This is a genomic window from Pseudomonas sp. Sample_21 (assembly GCF_004307525.1).
GTDB lineage: Bacteria > Pseudomonadota > Gammaproteobacteria > Pseudomonadales > Pseudomonadaceae > Aquipseudomonas > Aquipseudomonas atacamensis.
The window spans coordinates 1-16973 of record NZ_RCNZ01000117.1 but is presented as its reverse complement, the minus strand read 5'-3'; the positions used below and the strand labels follow the sequence as shown (position 1 = coordinate 16973).

The window sequence follows — 16973 nt, the reverse complement described above, 5'->3', positions numbered from 1 at the left end:
AGAGAACAACAAGAAACCTGTGGGAGCTGGCTTGCCAGCGAAAGGGCCAGCCCACACACCATAAAAATCAGAGGCAAACCCCATGCACTTCGACCTCACCGACCTGCGCCTCTACCTGCACATTCTCGACACCGGCAACATCACCGCCGGCGCCGCCCGCAGCCACTTCTCCCTCGCCGCCGCCAGTGCCCGAATCCGCGCGATGGAAGCCTCGCTGGGCGCTGAATTCCTCGAGCGCGGCCGCCGTGGCGTCACCCCGACGCCTGCCGGCAAAGCCCTCGCCCGCCATGCGCGCATCCTTTTGCAACAGGCCGATCGCATGCAGCAGGATCTGGCCGATTACGCACAGGGCGTGAAAGGTCAGGTGCGGCTGTTGTGCAACACCACGGCGATCACCGAGTACCTGCCGGAAGTGCTCGCGGATTTCCTGCGCAGCCATCCCAACCTCGATATCGATCTACAGGAGCTGCCCAGCGCGCGGATCACCCATGCCTTGCGCGAAGGCGCAGCGGACTTGGGCATCGTCTCCGACGCGGTTGACACCAACGGCTTACAGACTCAAGCGTTTCGCGACGATCCGCTGGTGTTGATTCTGCCGCTCGATCACCCGTTGTCTGACGCCGCCGAGGTCAGTTTCAGCGACGCGTTGCAGCACGACTTTGTCGGACTCAGCGCCGACAGCGCATTGGCGATTTATCTGGAAGAACAGGCGCTGCACAGCGGCGCACGAATGCAGGTGCGCATTCGCGCCGATGGCTTTGATGGAGCAATGCGCATGGTCGCCCGAGGTGCCGGACTGGCCATCGTGCCGTTGGCCGCTGTCCAACGCGCGATGCTCGAGCAGTTCAAGTGCGTGACTCTGAATGAGCCATGGGCGCGCCGCACGTTGATGCTCTGCGCGAGAGACTTCGCCGCGCTGCCGGGTTATGCCAACGCATTGTTACAAGCGCTCAGCGCTGCGCGCGTTTCTGAGCACTCCGATGTCGACCCCAGACAACTGAGCGACATCCGGGCGCTATAGGGTGCGACTTCAATTCTCAAGTCCACCTGCCCGGAGTCCCCATGACCGCGACCGCCCCTATCACCGTTCTGCGCGACACCCACCCGCTGCCGGTACTCGACGCCTGCAAATGGGAAAAACTCGAAGGCGACCCGCACACCGTCAACCTCAACGCCTACACCAGCGAAGACGGCAGCAAGATCATGGGCACGTGGATCTGCACGCCAGGCAAGTGGCGCGTCGATTATGTGAAGTGGGAGTACTGCCATTTCCAGGAAGGCTACTGCGTGATCACCCCGGACGGCATGGCGCCGATCCACCTGCGCGCCGGCGATATCTTCGTGGTTGAGCCGGGCATGAAGGGCACGTGGGAAGTGGTCGAGACCGTGCGCAAGTATTTCGTCTTCGCCTGATGCAAAAAAGCCGGGAAATCACCCGACGTGATTTCCCGGCAAATGTCCCGGCGTTGCTAAAAACTGTGGCGAGGGGATTTATCCCCGCTCGACTGCGCAGCAGTCGCAACCCCTGAGCACGCGGTTCACCTGACACAATCCAGGGGGCTGCTGCGCAACCCAACGGGGATGAATCCCCTCACCACAAGGGCTGACCGCGATTACTGCGGCTTGCGATAGCTGTTGATGATCGCCGAGAAGTCTTTCCCACCATCACCGCGCTGGCTCATCGCCTGATACAACTGCTGCGCCACCGCGCCGAGCACCACCGGTTGATGCGCCTGCCGCGCCGCTTCCGTCGCCAGCCCAAGATCCTTGAGCATCAGCTCCGCGCCGAAACCACCGGTATAACCGCGCGAGGCCGGCGCCGTTTCGACGATGCCCGGCCACGGGTTGTACATCTCCGAACTCCAGCAGCGGCCGGTCGAGCTGTTGATGATCCCGGCCAACACGCCGGTGTCGATCCCCAGCGCATCGCCCAACGCCATCGCCTCACTGACGCCGACCATCGAAATCGCCAGCAGCAGGTTGTTGCAGATCTTGGCGATCTGGCCGGTGCCGACTTCACCGCAATGGACGATGTTGCGGCCCATCTGCGCCAGCACCGGTTGCAGGGTGGCGAACAGTTCTGGGGTAGCGCCAACCATAAAGGTCAAGGTCCCGGCCGTCGCACCGCCAGTACCGCCGGAGACCGGCGCATCGGCCATGGCCACGCCGTGTTTGGCGGCGGCCGCTGCGACGTCGCGGGCGGTCTGCGGATCGATGGTGCTGCAATCCACGGCCGGCACGCCTTGGCGAATGCCGGCGAGCACGCCCTCTTCACCCAGCCAGACACTGCGCACATGCACCGCGGCCGGGAGCATGGTGATCACCAGTTCGGCATCTTCCGCCGCCTCGCGGGCCGAAGCGCGGATGGTGCCGCCCAGTTGCTCGAGTTCCGCCAGCACGGTTTTGTTCAGGTCGACCAGGCTCAACGAGTGGCCAGCCTTGATCAGGTTGCGCGCCATCGGCGCGCCCATGTTGCCCAGCCCGATAAATGCGATTTTCATGATCGAATCCTCAGCGCAGGTTGATGGTGGTGTTCACGCCGTCGTTGACGCTGTCGTCATCGAACCAGCGCGCCGTGACCGTTTTGGTCTGCGTGTAGAACTGCACCACTTGCTTGCCGTACGGGCCGAGGTCGCCGAGTTTCGAACCGCGCGAACCGGTGAAGCTGAAGAACGGCACCGGCACTGGAATCGGGATGTTGATGCCGACCTGACCGACGTCGATTTCAGTCTGGAACTTGCGCGCCGCCGCACCGCTCTGGGTGAACAGGCCGGTGCCGTTGCCGAACGGATTGGCGTTGACCAGCGCGACCGCCTGATCGAGGGTGTCGACTTCCAGCACCACCAGCACCGGGCCGAAGATTTCCTGGGTGTATATCTGCATGTCGGTGGTCACACCGGAGAACAGGGTCGGGCCGACAAAGTTGCCCTGCTCGTAGCCCGGCACACTGATGTCGCGACCATCGAGTTCAAGCTTGGCGCCTTCCTTGATGCCGCTTTCGATCAGTTCGAGAATCCGCGCCTTGGCCTTTTTCGAAATCACCGGACCGACATCGGTGCCCGGCTCGCTGCCAGCGTTGACCTTGAGTTTCTGCGCCAGCGCTTTCAGATCCGGCAGCCACTGTTTTGCGGCACCGACCAGCACCACCACCGACGTGGCCATGCAGCGTTGCCCGGCGGCACCGAAACCGGCACCGACCAAGGCATTCAGCGCTTGCTCGCGATTGGCATCCGGCAGCACTACAGCGTGGTTTTTTGCGCCCATCATCGACTGCACGCGTTTGCCGTGTTTGCCGGCCAAGTCATAAACGTGGGTGCCGACAGCGGTAGAACCGACGAACGACACGGCTTTGATGTCCTTGTGCGTGCACAGGCCGTCGACCACATCCTTGCCGCCGTGAACCACATTGAGCACGCCAGCAGGGACGCCCGCTTCGATCGCCAGCTCCACCAGCAACATGGTCGACAGCGGATCCTGTTCCGAAGGCTTGAGCACGAAGGTGTTACCGCAGGCGATCGCCATAGGGAACATCCATAGCGGAATCATCGCCGGGAAGTTGAACGGCGTGATGCCAGCGCAGACGCCGATCGGCTGGCGCAGGGTGTAAGTGTCGACGCCGCCGGCGACGTTCTCGGCGAACTCGCCCATTTGCAGGGTACCGATCGAGCACGCGTGCTCGACCACTTCCAGGCCACGGAAAATATCGCCTTCGGCATCAGCAATGGTCTTGCCCTGCTCGGCGCTCAGGACCACGGCGATGCGCTTGGAGTGCTCGCGGATCAGTGCTTGCAGCTTGAGCATGATGCGCATCCGCGCGCCGATCGGGGTCAGTTTCCAGGTCTGGAAGGCACGCTGGGCGGCGCTGACAGCGGCATCGACCTCAGCGGCGGTGGCGAACGGAACCTTGGCCAGCACTTGCTGGGTGGCCGGGTTGACGATGTCGTGCCACTCGGTGGTCTGCGATTCGACCCATTCGCCGTCGATCAGCAGTTTGACCTTTTGCAGCGTGGTGTCGTTGGGCGTAAGCGATGCGTTCATGTTGGTCTCCAGAACTTGTTTTTATCGTAGGAGCCAAGGCGAAAGGTTCGCCTTGAGATGAGGCGTGTGTCCCGAATTGGTTGTCGGACTGTTTTTGGAGTATAGATGTGCAAACTTCTAATAAGAACGCACATATAAGCCCGACCATCATGCAAAAAAACATCACCTCGCTAGGCTCGCTGAACTGGGACGACCTGAAGTTTTTCCTCGAAGTCGCCCGCACCCGCAAGGCCAGCACCGCCGCCAAACGCCTGGCTGTCGACTACACCACGGTGTCGCGACGGATCAGCTCGCTGGAAGCGGCGCTGGGTACATTGCTGTTCGAAAAATCCCGCACTAGCGGCTTCGTCCTGACCACCGAAGGCCAGCGCTTGCTCGGTTATGCCGAGTCGATCGAAAGCACGTTGCACATGGCCTGCGAGCAAGTCTCGGGCTCGGGCGTTGCCCTGTCCGGGCACGTGCGCATGGGCTGCACCGAAGGCTTCGGCAGTTTCTTCATCACCCCGCAGTTGAGCCACTTCGTCGACGCCTACCCGGCAATCTCGGTGGACATCCTGCCGCTGCCGCACTTCATCAGCCTGTCCAAGCGCGAGGCCGACATCGTCATCGCCCTCGAGCGGCCGGAGCACGGGCCGTACGTCTGCTGCAAACTCTGCGACTACCGTTTGCAGCTGTACGCAACCCAGGACTATCTGGACAAACACCCACCGATCCGCCGCCCGGCCGACTTGAGCAAGCATCAATTCATCAGTTATGTGGACGACCTGGCGTTCAGCTCGGAGCTGCTCTACCTCGCCAACGTGCTGCCCGGCGCCAGCGCAAACTTGCGCAGCACCAGCGTGATCGCGCAATACGTCGCCGCGCAGCAGGGGCGCTCGCTGGCGATCCTGCCGTGCTTCCTCGCCGCGCAGGATCCACGATTGTTGCCGGTGTTGCCGGAGGAAATCGACATCACCCGGCAGTTCTGGATGTACTGCCGGGAGGATTTGCGCAAGTTGAAGCGGATTACCTTGTTGTGGGATTACATTCGCGAGGTGACTGAGCGTAATCAGGCGCTGTTGATGGGGGAAACGCGGGAGATGCGCTTTGCCGATTAGTCGGCGCTGACCACAATCGACACCCGGCGATTTTCCGTGCGCCCCGCTGCGGTGTCGTTGGAAGCCACCGGTTCGCTGCTGCCCAGGCCTTGCAGCTGGATGTTTTCCGGCTTCATGCCGACCGTGCCGAGGACGTTGGCAACGCTCTTGGCCCGACGCAGCGACAGTTGCTGATTGTAGGTTTCCTTGCCCGACGCATCGGTGTGGCCATCTACCCGAACGCGCTCGATCCCCACGCCGAGCAGCGCCTTGCCGATGCGTTCGACGATTTCCGTGCTGGCTGCGTTCAGGCTTTCAACATCGCTACCAAACAGCACTTTGCCCGACAGGCCGAACTCCCAACCGTCGTCGGTCAACTCGAAACCCTGCTGTTTGAGCACGGCAACCTGCGCCGGCGTCAGGCCCTTTTGCGGGGCGGTCTGGCAACCGCTCAGGGTCAGCGCGGTGATCAGCAGCAATGCGGAAAACAGTCGAAAGGGAAGTGTGAACACGGGCATCAGCTCCTGGTGTGAACGGAATCGACCGGGCGCTCCGACCCGGCGGTGAATTGCGCGCCGCGCGACAGGCGCTTGGCCTGATACATCGCCGCGTCGGCTGCATTGAGCAAGGCACCCGGCGTGGCGCCATGATCGGGGTAAACGGCGATGCCGATACTCAGCGAGGTCACTACACTGCTGTCGCCGGGCAGGGTGATCGGCATGTCCATGCTGGCGAGAATCTTGTCTGCGATGTGCTCAGCGTCTTCGACCGTGTGCAGCGGCGCGAGCAGCACGGCGAACTCGTCGCCACCCAGCCGCGCGACCAGATCATCCTCGCGCAATTGCGCTCGCACTCGATTGGCGATCGCCACCAGCACTGCGTCGCCCGAGGCGTGGCCGAAGTTATCGTTGATGCCTTTGAAGCGGTCGCTGTCGAGAAACAGCACGGCGACCCGCTCATCGTGTTTTTTGCCGTTGCGCAAGGCGCGCATCAAGCGGCCTTCGAAAAACGCGCGGTTGGGCAAACCGGTGAGGCTGTCGTGGGTCGCTTGGTGAGCGAGAGTTTCGTTTTCGTTTTGCAGATGGGTTTGCCACGACTCGAGTTCGCCGAGCAAGGCATTGAAGTCGTTGCCCAGGTTATCCAGTTCAGCGATTTGCGCCGGCGGCACGCGCCGATCCAGCGCTCGTTCGCTACGGGCGGCGTGGGCGACGGCGGCGAGGCTGTGTAACGGGCCGATGATCGCGCGCAACTGCCGCCGCGCCAGATAAAGCGCGACCCAGGCGCTGATCGCGGTGCAGAGCACAATCCCGGCCAGGCCGCTGAGCAGGAAGCGCATCAGGCTGCCGCCGTGACCGATGAGCAGGACCCGACCGATTTCACGGTCCTGATGCTCAATCGGCAGGCTGACCGGTTTTTCCAGAATGGCGCGGGTGATCTGCATTTCCAGCTCGGAGAACAAACCGGTCTCAGCGCGCTGCCATTGCGCGATCAATTGGCCTTGCGCGTCCAGCACTCGGGCGTCTGCCACTTCCTCCGTGGAAGCGATGATCGCCAGCGCCTCGGTTGCCGCCGCTTTGTCATTGAACACGACGGCTGCTTCGACGGTGTAGCTGATCGAACGGGCGATCAAATGCAGGTTGTGGTCGGCATACACCCGCAGCGCCAGCACGCCCAGCAAGGTCAGCGAAACACTGGCCATCGCCACCGCCACCAGCGCGACAATCAAATGTCCACGGCCGATGACCGAGCCAAGAGTGGGGCGAGCCTTCCAACTGAACAGCTTCATGGCGCTGCCGCTTTGCGACGGGACAACTGCAACACGCTGGGGTGTATGCGCACACCACTGCGAGCCACGGAGTCGAGATTGACCTCGAACGACACTTGCTCATCGCCAACGCGCAGGCAGAACAGACTGCCGACGGTGCATTGATCGTCCGCTTCGCTGATGCTCAGCACCGGGTGCCCGATCAACGATGCAAACAGACGACTGCGTTCATCGGCGGTGAGCTTGCCGATGTACACCGCATCGCATTCGCTGACGATGCCCGGGTTGTCCGCCAGCAGACGCCGCACAGCCACCGGCCGACCCGTGGCTTGGGTGGTGCCTTTGACCAGGTCATCGGTGTATTCGGTGGGGCCGACGATGCACAGGCGCAACTGCGCCGGTTCCACCGGCCAGCGTGCATAGCTGAGAATGCCAAGCACCACTTGCGTGACCGCTTTGGCCCGTTGCTCGGCCGGCCCGGTTTGCGCTTGGGCGATGGCGCTGCCCGTGAACAACCAGAGCAAAACGATCAGCAATGCGTGCTGGCAGGCCACCACACGCTGTGTCGCCCAGACGGCCACCTTCATGGAGGGATTCTCTTGGAGCGTAACGAAATGATGCCGCAACGATAGCACAGCGCCAGAACACCAGCGAGGCGCCTGCCTCTGACCGGTTGGTCAGTAATCGTTGCCGATCATCCAGCGGTTCATCCCCGAAGCTCGGCACCCTCCTCCAGCTCCAACATCAGCCCGCTCAGCCGCTTCACCTTGCGCAGCACCGCCTCTTCAAACACGCCGGCACGCGGCTCGATCAGGGTGAACCAGTGCCGGGCGCGAGTAATCCCGGTGTAGATCAGTTCTTTGGTCAGCACGGGGTTCAACGCATCCGGCAGGATCAGCGCCGTATGGGCGAACTCCGAGCCCTGGGACTTGTGCACCGTCATGGCGTACACGGTTTCGACATCATTGAGCCGACTCGGTAACACAAAGCGCACGCCGCCCTCTCCATCGTTACGCGGGAAGGCCACGCGCAGAACGGTTTTGCCGATCTCTGCGCCTTCACGCTCGGGCAGTTTCAGGGCAATGCCGATGTCGCCGTTCATCAGGCCCAGACCATAGTCATTACGAGTCATCAGCACGGGCCGACCTTCATACCACTGCTGATCGCTCTCGATCAGACGCGCCTTGAGCAACGCAGCGGTGATGCGCTGGTTCAGACCTTCAACGCCCCACGGCCCTTTGCGCACCGCGCACAGCAACTGGAATGTGTCGAACGCCTGCAAGACTTCGCGCGCCCAATCTATCCAGTCCGAATGCTCAAGGGGCCGCGTTGACGGTGGACGCTGATCGCGCAGTACGCTCAGGTAGTGGCGGTAACCTTGCGGGCCGTTGCCGTGACCTTCGAGCAACAGGCGTTCGAGCTTGTGATCGTGCTCGCCTTTGAGCGGCAGCGAATACACGTCGTCGTAGCTGCCGGCCGCGAGCAACCGTCGCGCTTCATCGGCCAATTGCTGATTGACCCGGCGCGCGAGCTGACCGATGCCGCTGCCCTCGCCGAAGCGGCGCGAGTGACGCAGCATCACCACTTGCTGCGCCAGCGGGTGGGTGCCGTCGCGATCTTCATGCAAACCGCTGCCCTGCAACGACTCGCCACTGACTGACTCCAGCCATTGCCGCGTCTGCGGGCTGTACCAACCGCCCTCGGCGTCACGGCACAGATCGCCCAACACCGCACCGGCCTCGACCGAGGCCAACTGATCCTTGTCGCCCAGCAGCACCAGCCGAGCATGGGCCGGCATGGCGTCGAGCAAGTTCGCCATCATTTCCAGGTCGATCATCGACGCTTCATCGACCACCAGCACATCCAGCGGCAGGCGGTTGCCGGCATGATGACGGAAATGCCGGGTGCCCGGTCGACTGCCGAGCAAACGGTGCACGGTGGTCACATCGCTGGGGATCGCCGCGCGCACCGCTTCGGCGACTTGCAGTGATTGCACTTGCTGACTGATCGACTCGGTCAAACGTGCAGCGGCCTTGCCGGTCGGGGCGGCCAGACGAATGCGCAGCGGATGGCCAGCCTCGACGGCCGGTGCCTGCAGCAACGCGAGCAAGCGCACCACCGTAGTGGTTTTCCCCGTGCCCGGGCCGCCAGTGATTATGCTGAAGGCGCTGCGCGTAGCGAGAGCACAGGCGAGTTTCTGCCAATCGATGACAGCTGCGGGTTCCGCGCCGCCGAACAATCCATTGAGGCGCTGCGGCAGGTCATCTGGCGTCGGCTCCTGTTGCATCAAGCGTTGGCGCAACGCTGCATCGATGCGGCGTTCGTAGGTCCAGTAGCGGCGCAAGTACAGGCGTTTCGAGGACAGCACCAACGGGCGTGTCTGCGCTGTTTCACTCGGGTCAGCAGCCAAGGCCACCAATGGACTGCTTGCCAGCACTTTGCACCAATGGGCTCCATCGAGCGTTTCGAGCAATTGCGAGGGAAGCAACAACACACCGCCCTGCACATCGCCTTCGGGCGGCAATGACAGTGCAAAATCCGGTGCCTTGAGTGTTTCAAACAGGTCCAGACACACATGACCATGGCCGAGCTGGTGACTGGTCAACGCCGCAGCCAGCAGCACCAACGGGTCGGTCTCGGGCTCGAGTTCATGCAGGAAAGCGACAAAGGCGCGGTCCAATGCGCGCAGCCAGCCGCGCTCAACCCAACGGCTCAGCAACAACAGCAAATCATCGGCGCGGGTCAGCGGCGAGAGTTTCGACAGGCTGTCCGCTTCCAGCGGCGTCGGCAGCAGATCGGCGAATGTGCGGCTCATAGCAGGACTCCCTGTTCCCAGGCGGGTTCGGACTTGGGTTCGGGTTTGCCTTGGAACATCCGGTCGAGGCGTTCGATCAATTCCCGTGGTGGACGCACGAAGTACACACCGCGACTCTCCGCACGCGTACCGCGCAGGAACAGATAAAGCGCCCCACCGACATGGCGGTCGTAATCGTAATCCGCCAGCCGCGCCTTCAACTGGCGATGCAGTGCCAGCAGATACAACACGTATTGCAAGTCGTAACGGTTGTCGAGGATCGACTGCTCCATTGCCTGCACGGTGTAGGCCTGATCATCCACGCCGAGCCAGTTGGATTTGTAATCGGCGACGTAATAACGGCCAGCGTGCTCGAAGGTCAGGTCGATAAAGCCCTTGAACATGCCGTTGAGTTGTACCGGCTCCGCCGCCACCCGGGCGACGCCATTGTGGGTGTGCTGGCGCACCTGTTCATCGAGCTTGAGCACGTCGACTTTGTGGCTGGCGAACCAGAATTCCATCTCGACGCGGTATTGCTTCAGTTGCTCAAGAACCACCGGCGGTTGCCCGCCAGCGATCGGCAACGGCGACTTGAGCAAATGCTGCAGCCAGTCAGTCAGCGTGGTAATCCAGCCTTGCCAGCCGCGCAGGTTGCAACGCCGGGCAATCGCATCTTCCAGCGCTTCGCGGGTAACCGAAAAACCTTCAGCGCCCGCCCATTCGAGCAAGCCATGCAGAAAGGTGCCGGGATTGGGGCCACGGGGAAAACGGTGGATATCGGCGCCACCGCTGATGATTTCGCGGGGTGCGTCGGGATCGAGGCGCTCGTCGTCGAAGAGCTTTTGTGCCTGCGGACTGTCCGGTGCTTCATCGCTGCCGATGCTCAATATGTCGCTGATGCGCAAGGCGCTGTACGACGCGATCCACCAGTTTTCACTGGCTTTGCGCTGGGGCCGTAGCGTCCCTCGCAGCACTGCTTCATTGCGCGGCGGCTGGTAATGCTCATCAGTGGGCTGAGGCATTTCGCCGATGCCAATCGCCGCGCAGTCTTGCTGCAGATCGCGCAGCCAGCGATTCAATTCGCTGGACTCGCCCAAAGCGGCACCGCCACCGAGCAAATAACCCAACGCTGACAGGTGCAGCACCGAGCTGTTGTTATTGCCGCGTTTGAGATCAGTGACGCCCAGCCAACAGGCATGCTGCGCGCGCGTTAACGCGACATACAAAAGACGCAGATCTTCGGCCAGACGCTCATCGTCAGCCAGGGCGATCAACTCGGGGGTCGGCTTGAGGCTGATCTGCGCCTTGCCCGCAGCGTCGTGGTAATGCAGCGGCAAACGGCTGCCATCCACCGGTTTCGCCGAGCAAATGAATGGCAGGAACACCAGCGGATATTCCAGACCCTTGGATTTGTGGATGGTCACCACTTTGACCAGTTGCTCGTCGCTTTCCAGACGCAGAATCTGCTCTTCACCGGCCTGACCGGACAGTGCCAGCAGCTCGGCCAGATGGCGGATCAGCGCTTGCTCGCCGTCCAGTTCAGCAGCGGCTTGCTGCATCAGTTCCGAGAGGTGCAAGAGGTTGGTCAGTACACGCTCGCCGTCACTGCGCTGCATCAGGGTCTGCGGCAAATGGAAATCGTGAAGCAGGCGGCGCAACATCGGTAACACGCCCTGTTTGCGCCAGAGCTCGCGATAGCCGCGGAACTGCATGACCCGGGCTTCCCAGACCATTTCATCCTGGTTCAGGCGCTCCAGCTCGATCAGCGGCAGGTTCAGGGTGGTGCAGGCCAGCGCAGCCTTGAGCGAGCGCTCGACATCGGGTTCGGCGCAGGCCTTCAGCCACGCCAGAAGGTCGTGCGCCTCTTGCGCGGCGAACACCGAATCCTTGTCCGAGAGATAAACACTGCGCACCCCTCTGGCGGCGAGTTCGGCGCGTACGGCCTGGGCTTCCTTACCGTCGCGGACGAGGATCGCGATGTCCGAAGGGCGTAAACCTTTGAAGTCGTCTGCTTGAAAGAAACCAGCGCTGCCGGTTTGCCCGCCATTGAGCAGTGCGGTGATTTGACTGGCGCAGGCGGCGGCCATTTGCTGGCGATAGACCGCGCCGGACAGCGGCTGATCGCTGTGCAGTAGCCAGACATTCAGTGCTGCGACGTCTTGCCCGGCAATCCGCAGCGTTTCCTTGCGCCCCTGAGACTCGACGGGGAGGAACGGCACCGGGTTCTCGCCATTTCTTTCGCGAAACAAAAACGCGCCGCGTCCCTGTTCTCGGGACTCGGCGCGTTCAAATACGTGATTGACCGCTGTGACCATACCGTGGCTGGAGCGGAAGTTAGTGCCGAGCGTATGCAAGCGGCCGGTAGTGGCCTGGCGTGCGCGCAAGTAGGTGTAGATGTCGGCACCGCGAAAGGCGTAGATCGCCTGTTTGGGATCGCCGATCAGGAACAGGCCGGTGTCAGGGTGATTGTCTTCGATGCGGTAGATGCTTTCGAAGATGCGGTATTGCACCGGATCGGTGTCTTGGAATTCGTCGATCAGCGCGACCGGGAACTGCTCGCGGATCAGCGTTGCCAGACGCTCGCCGCCCTCCGATTGCAGCGCTGCATCCAGACGCAGCAGCATGTCGTCGAATCCCATTTCTGCGCGGCGACGCTTCTCTTCTTCGAAGCGTGCACCGACCCACTTGGCAGCGTGTTGCAGAACAGCGGCATCGGGCGTCGGCAATACGTCGAGGCTCGATTTAAGTACGGACATGGCGTCCAGCCCCGGATGACTCGGGGCCTGGCCTTTCCAGGCCTCGGCCATGCCTTCGGGTGTCAGACGGGTGAAGCCGGTGCCAATGTCCAGTTGCTCAAGCGCCTCGTCTTCGGCCCAGGTCTTGAGCTTGTCGAACCAGGGCTCGAAATAACGCGCCTGCATCTTGCGGCCATCGACGGTTTTGCTGGCGACTCCTTCATGGCAGAGCGCGAGCAGTTCGTCTGCCCAATCATGCCAAGGCGCTTTCAGTTCAACCAACGCCGCTCGCCGCTCCAGCAAACATTCGGCGATCAGCTCCGCAGGCACCTTGCCTTCATCGGTGTCACGCTCGCTGGCGAACAAGCCGCGTACTCGAGGCAGCAACGCTGCGGGGCCACCCCAATTGCTGCGCACCCAGTTCAGCGCATCGCCCTGCATCGGGTAGCAGAACAGCCGCCAGTAATCGCGCAGCACCTCGCCGAGCAAATCGCTGTGATCGGTTTCCAGCGACTGCGTGAACAGGCTACCACTGTCGAACGCATGCTCACGCAGCATGCGCTGACACCAGCTGTGAATGGTCGAGACGGCGGCTTCGTCCATCCACTGCGCGGCGATATCGAGGCGGTTGGCACAGCCCGGCCATTGTTGCGGATCAAACTGATCGCGCAACTCGGCAATCAGTCCGTCGGGGGCAGTGATTTCATCGCGGAAGAATCGCGCGGCCTCAGCCAAGCGTGTCCGAATGCGTTCACGCAGCTCTTTGGTAGCAGCGTCGGTAAACGTCACTACGAGGATTTGCGGCGGCAGTAATTCGCGTAAAAACCCGCTTGTCTCGCCGCCATGGCCGAGAATCAACCGCAGATAAAGTGCCGAAATCGTGAAGGTTTTGCCGGTGCCTGCGCTTGCTTCGATCAACTGACTGCCGCGCAGCGGGAAGGCCAGAGCCAAGGGTGTTTTCGTACTCATGCGCGCGCACCTTCGCTGGACAAGGAACGCCACGGCGCTTCGAATAATGGGCGGTACAACGCGTCGCACCAGCCGGTGAAGGTTTCGTCTGCCAACAATGCATCGAAGTCGGGAAATTGCCGGAGCAGTGCCGGGCTTTCACGCCGCTCGCCGTTGCTGGTCTGGCCGTCACCGTCATAGGCTTTTCGCGCAGCGGCTTCGGCTTTGACCGGGTCAGTTTGAGACAACCAGGCGAACGCGGTTTTTATCGCAATCGGCAAGGGTTGGCGCATGCCTGATTGCCACGCAAGAAGCAGGTCACCGAGCAAACGCAACGCTCGGTCTCGCTCCATTGGCTCCAGCAACAACGTGTCATCACTGGCGACCAATGCCGTGGTCAGCGCATGCTCGCTGGCGCAGGCGACCAGATGGGTGACCCACGGTTTGGTCAGCCGGTGCCACTTGCGCGTTTTGATCGAGCCGATGCTGTTGGGAATAGTGGTGACTGACAGTAGTCCGCCATCGGCGCGTTGATGCAGGTTTGCGAGCCAGCCCTCCAGCCGCGAACCCTGCAGGTCGAGACTGACCGGGATCGCACTGGTCAACGGCGTCGGCCATAACGTCAGCAACTGTTGATAACGCTGCAGAAGATCCGGTAGCGGTTCGATCAGTTCATGCTGTAGGCATTCGCCAAAACCGGCCATGGGCAGCAGACCACTGTTTTGCAGGCGCAGCGCCCGGGCTTGCAGCGCCTGATCGATATTGTCCGGCTGGCTGAGTGCGGCTTCCAGCAAGCTGTCGCTGAGCGTGTAGCGCTGCAGCGCGTCCAGCACAAAAGGTTCTTCATCGGCCAGCGGTGCTTGCGCGGCCTCGAAATACACGTTTAGGCGTTGAGTGAAAAAATGCCGAACCGGGTTCCGCAGAAAATCCTGCAGCAATGCCAGCGTCAACGGTTCCTCTTGAACATATGGCGCGAGTAACAGTGCTTCGCTTTGTTGCGCTTTCTCTTGATGTAATACCTGCCACTCGCTGGCGTAGCTGAACAGTTGCTCGCCTTCGTGGAAATAGCGGGCGCTGAAAGGTTGCAGGGGATGTTCTTCGGTCAGCGCGTCTAACAGATCCTGGCTTGGGTCGATTGAACGCCAGCCGCTGGCGAGGTGATCGCGCAACTGGCCGATGAGCACCGAGGCAGGTCGTTCGCTGTTGTCGCGAATGCTGCGACCGACCCAACTGATATAGAGCTGAGTGCGTGCGGATAACAGCGCTTCGAGTAACAGGTAACGATCGTCTTCACGTCGTGAGCGATCCCCAGGTCGGTAATCGCTGCCCATCAGATCGAAGTCCAGCGGCGGCTGCGCGCGCGGATAATCGCCGTCGTTCATGCCCAGCAGACATACCAGCTTGAAAGGAATGGCACGCATCGGCATCAAGGTGCAGAAATTCACCGCACCGGCGAGGAATCGTTGCGACAAACGGCCCTGATCCAGCCCGGCGAGCCAGGCTTCGCGCACGACAGTCAGCGGCAGTTCGTCAGTCAGCCCGACCGCCTCGCAGGTCTCGAGCCAGGTTTCGCGAAGCTCCTCCAGTTGGGTCAGCAGGTAGTCGTCGTGCTCGTTGCTCGCCTGAAAGAACACCTGCATCAGCGCCTGCAAACGCAGCCCCCACTCTTTCGGTTGAGCCGGTTGCGTGAGTTGCCGATGAGCGATTTCCAGGGCATCCAGCAGAGCCACCAGTGGACCGATCAGGGCAGCATCAAGCCCACCAATTTCGTCGTAAGGCTCGATACCTGCACATGCGTCGGCACTGCCGACGGCGTAGCCCAGCAGCATTCGGCGCAGGCCGAAATGCCAGCTGTTCTGCTCCAGTTCCTCCGGCAAACCGAGACCGGCCCGTTGCTCGGCACTCATGCCCCAACGCACGCCGGCGCCTTCGATCCAGCGATGCAAAGTTGGCAGGTCGCGTTCTTCTACGCCAAATCGCGCACGCAGGGTCGGGACATCGAGCAGGTCGAGGATCTCACTGACCGGGAAACGACTGTCCGGCAATTTGAGCAAATGTTCGACCGCGATTAGCAACGGATCACGTCCACGCTGGCCCTGGTCCGCCAAAGTGAAAGGAATGAAGCGCGGGTCAAATCGATCGAGCTGACCGAAAACCGCGCGGATATGCGGGGCATAGCTGTCGATATCCGGGACCATCACGATCACGTCCCGTGGGCGTAGAGCCGGGTCAGCGCTGAAACGCGCCAGGAGTTGATCGTGCAGGATTTCGACTTCGCGCTGGGCGCTGTGGGCGATGTGAAAACGTATTGAATGGTCTTGGGTTGCATCGACCGCTGGCCAGAGTTCGCGTGTCTCGTTGAGGGGGCGTAACTCAAGAATGTCATCCTGCAGCTGATTAAGCATGTTGCGGGGCTGGACTTCGCTGAACAGGTCGATGCGGCCGTCACGAAAGGCTGCGCGGTAGCTGTTGGGGTCGTCGTAGCTGTCGAGCAGGTTGATATAGTCGCGACCTTGCTTGCCCCAAGCGGCCAGCAACGGATGCGCGTGCTGATGCAGGGTCTCGGCGTCAAGTACCACTGGCATCCCGCTTTTGCGTTGTTGCCGCTTGTATTGATGCCGCAGCAGATCCTTGTCGGCGACGATATCGGCCCAGTGATGGCGACAGGGGTTGTGTACGCAAAGCAATACCTGGCTAAAACGTGCCAGACCGGCGAGCGCTTCAAGTACCTGCGCGGGTAGCGAAGAAATACCAAAAACGATCACACGCGGTGGCAGTGAAGCCGGAGCCTCATCAAGAGTGTTGATGCGTTCCATGAAGCGTTGATGCACGCCGGCACGACTCTGCGCCATGCCTTGTTCGCCGACGTCATCCAGCAGCGCTCGCCACAACTCGGCCTGCCAGCAACTGGTCGGTGGCAGAGGTTTGATTTCACCTCGCACATTGCGCAGTTGGTGGCGGCCTTCCGCCCAATCTTCCAGCCAGTCGGCCCGGTAGACCTGATATTGGTCAAACAGGTCGGCCAGACGCTCTGACAATTGATAGCGCTTGCGCAGATCGCTGTCATGGGTAAGGAAGCGTTGCAGCGGCTCGAAGTGGGGGCGATCGATTACCTGTGGCAAGAGGCGCATCATGCGCCAGGTCAGCGGAGCCTTATCGAGCAGGGATTTCGCCGGAATCTCTTCTCGTCCCAATACCATGCGATAGAGCTGCCACATGAAACTGCCGGGTAGTTGAACGTCAATCGCCGCAGCGATTCCGCAACCGCCAAGGTCGTCGTCTTCGGGATCCTCGGCCAATGCCAGTTTGAGCCATTGGGCGATGCCGTTGCTTTGTACCAAAGCGATTTCGTTCTCCAAGGGTGCGAGTGGATAGCGCCGCATGATGCTGACCACAAGGCTGCGCAGCTCATCGAGACTGTTACTCTGAACCACCATGAATGCAGCGTTGAGGGACTGGGCGTCCGACATATGGATTCCTTGGAAAATCGCTAAAGCCGAGGCAGAACCTTAGCATTGTCGGCCGGCTGTGACAGCCGGACGAGGTCTGCGAAGGCTGTAAGAACTTTCTCGCAGGCAAAACAAAACCCCAACTGCTTTCGCAATTGGGGTTTCGGA

General features: G+C 61.5%; 11 protein-coding genes. 3 read left to right on the top strand and 8 right to left on the bottom strand.

Translation table 11 applies throughout. From position 1 onward, the window contains the following. The first annotated feature begins 82 nt into the window (after positions 1-82). On the top strand, positions 83-1021 hold the full coding sequence (locus D8U71_RS22760) for a LysR family transcriptional regulator (RefSeq protein ID WP_130888735.1): 939 nt from the start codon (positions 83-85) through the stop codon (positions 1019-1021). A gap of 41 nt (positions 1022-1062) precedes the next feature. Beyond that, on the top strand, positions 1063-1413 hold the full coding sequence (locus D8U71_RS22755; RefSeq protein WP_016770579.1) for a cupin domain-containing protein: 351 nt from the start codon (positions 1063-1065) through the stop codon (positions 1411-1413). 200 nt (positions 1414-1613) lie between these two features. On the opposite strand, the gene mmsB is transcribed toward D8U71_RS22755, so the two are convergent. Both mmsB and D8U71_RS22745 read right to left on the bottom strand, forming a co-directional pair. Continuing rightward, positions 1614-2501: a 3-hydroxyisobutyrate dehydrogenase gene (mmsB, locus tag D8U71_RS22750; RefSeq protein ID WP_130888734.1), complete on the bottom strand. Its 888-nt coding sequence runs from the start codon at positions 2499-2501 to the stop codon at positions 1614-1616. A gap of 10 nt (positions 2502-2511) precedes the next feature. Next, the gene (locus tag D8U71_RS22745; protein WP_130888733.1) at positions 2512-4038 is read right to left on the bottom strand and encodes a CoA-acylating methylmalonate-semialdehyde dehydrogenase; all 1527 of its coding nucleotides are present in this window, start codon (positions 4036-4038) and stop codon (positions 2512-2514) included. 149 nt (positions 4039-4187) lie between these two features. Here D8U71_RS22745 and D8U71_RS22740 point away from each other — a divergent pair, with 149 nt between their 5' ends. Beyond that, on the top strand, positions 4188-5135 hold the full coding sequence (locus D8U71_RS22740; RefSeq protein ID WP_016771799.1) for a LysR family transcriptional regulator: 948 nt from the start codon (positions 4188-4190) through the stop codon (positions 5133-5135). On the opposite strand, the gene D8U71_RS22735 is transcribed toward D8U71_RS22740, so the two are convergent. The 6 genes from D8U71_RS22735 to recC form a co-directional block, all read right to left on the bottom strand. Beyond that, the gene (locus tag D8U71_RS22735) at positions 5132-5632 is read right to left on the bottom strand and encodes an OmpA family protein (RefSeq protein ID WP_016771800.1); all 501 of its coding nucleotides are present in this window, start codon (positions 5630-5632) and stop codon (positions 5132-5134) included. The genes D8U71_RS22740 and D8U71_RS22735 overlap by 4 nt on opposite strands. Then, positions 5632-6900 (bottom strand): diguanylate cyclase, encoded by a 1269-nt coding sequence (locus D8U71_RS22730; RefSeq protein WP_110603516.1) that lies wholly within the window; start codon positions 6898-6900, stop codon positions 5632-5634. Before D8U71_RS22730 ends, D8U71_RS22735 begins: the two co-directional genes overlap by 1 nt. Beyond that, positions 6897-7466, bottom strand: a complete 570-nt coding sequence (locus D8U71_RS22725) for a YfiR family protein (protein ID WP_024011482.1) — start codon at positions 7464-7466, stop codon at positions 6897-6899. Before D8U71_RS22725 ends, D8U71_RS22730 begins: the two co-directional genes overlap by 4 nt. A gap of 119 nt (positions 7467-7585) precedes the next feature. After that, the gene (recD, locus tag D8U71_RS22720) at positions 7586-9694 is read right to left on the bottom strand and encodes an exodeoxyribonuclease V subunit alpha (protein ID WP_130888732.1); all 2109 of its coding nucleotides are present in this window, start codon (positions 9692-9694) and stop codon (positions 7586-7588) included. Beyond that, a complete protein-coding gene (gene recB, locus D8U71_RS22715) occupies positions 9691-13377 on the bottom strand; it encodes an exodeoxyribonuclease V subunit beta (RefSeq protein ID WP_125927145.1) in 3687 nt (1228 codons plus the stop codon). The genes recD and recB overlap by 4 nt, the downstream gene beginning before the upstream one ends. Next, complete coding sequence (recC, locus tag D8U71_RS22710; protein ID WP_130888731.1) at positions 13374-16826, bottom strand: exodeoxyribonuclease V subunit gamma; 3453 nt, start codon at positions 16824-16826, stop codon at positions 13374-13376. The genes recB and recC overlap by 4 nt, the downstream gene beginning before the upstream one ends. Positions 16827-16973: the final 147 nt, after the last annotated feature.

What these genes read in the sequence shown, in the direction of transcription:
- D8U71_RS22760 (WP_130888735.1), top strand. Translation starts at nt 83, where the DNA reads ATGCACTTCGACCTCACCGACCTGCGCCTCTACCTGCACATTCTCGAC.
- D8U71_RS22755 (WP_016770579.1), top strand. Translation starts at nt 1,063, where the DNA reads ATGACCGCGACCGCCCCTATCACCGTTCTGCGCGACACCCACCCGCTG.
- mmsB (WP_130888734.1), bottom strand. Translation starts at nt 2,501, where the DNA reads ATGAAAATCGCATTTATCGGGCTGGGCAACATGGGCGCGCCGATGGCG.
- D8U71_RS22745 (WP_130888733.1), bottom strand. Translation starts at nt 4,038, where the DNA reads ATGAACGCATCGCTTACGCCCAACGACACCACGCTGCAAAAGGTCAAA.
- D8U71_RS22740 (WP_016771799.1), top strand. Translation starts at nt 4,188, where the DNA reads ATGCAAAAAAACATCACCTCGCTAGGCTCGCTGAACTGGGACGACCTG.
- D8U71_RS22735 (WP_016771800.1), bottom strand. Translation starts at nt 5,632, where the DNA reads ATGCCCGTGTTCACACTTCCCTTTCGACTGTTTTCCGCATTGCTGCTG.
- D8U71_RS22730 (WP_110603516.1), bottom strand. Translation starts at nt 6,900, where the DNA reads ATGAAGCTGTTCAGTTGGAAGGCTCGCCCCACTCTTGGCTCGGTCATC.
- D8U71_RS22725 (WP_024011482.1), bottom strand. Translation starts at nt 7,466, where the DNA reads ATGAAGGTGGCCGTCTGGGCGACACAGCGTGTGGTGGCCTGCCAGCAC.
- recD (WP_130888732.1), bottom strand. Translation starts at nt 9,694, where the DNA reads ATGAGCCGCACATTCGCCGATCTGCTGCCGACGCCGCTGGAAGCGGAC.
- recB (WP_125927145.1), bottom strand. Translation starts at nt 13,377, where the DNA reads ATGAGTACGAAAACACCCTTGGCTCTGGCCTTCCCGCTGCGCGGCAGT.
- recC (WP_130888731.1), bottom strand. Translation starts at nt 16,826, where the DNA reads ATGTCGGACGCCCAGTCCCTCAACGCTGCATTCATGGTGGTTCAGAGT.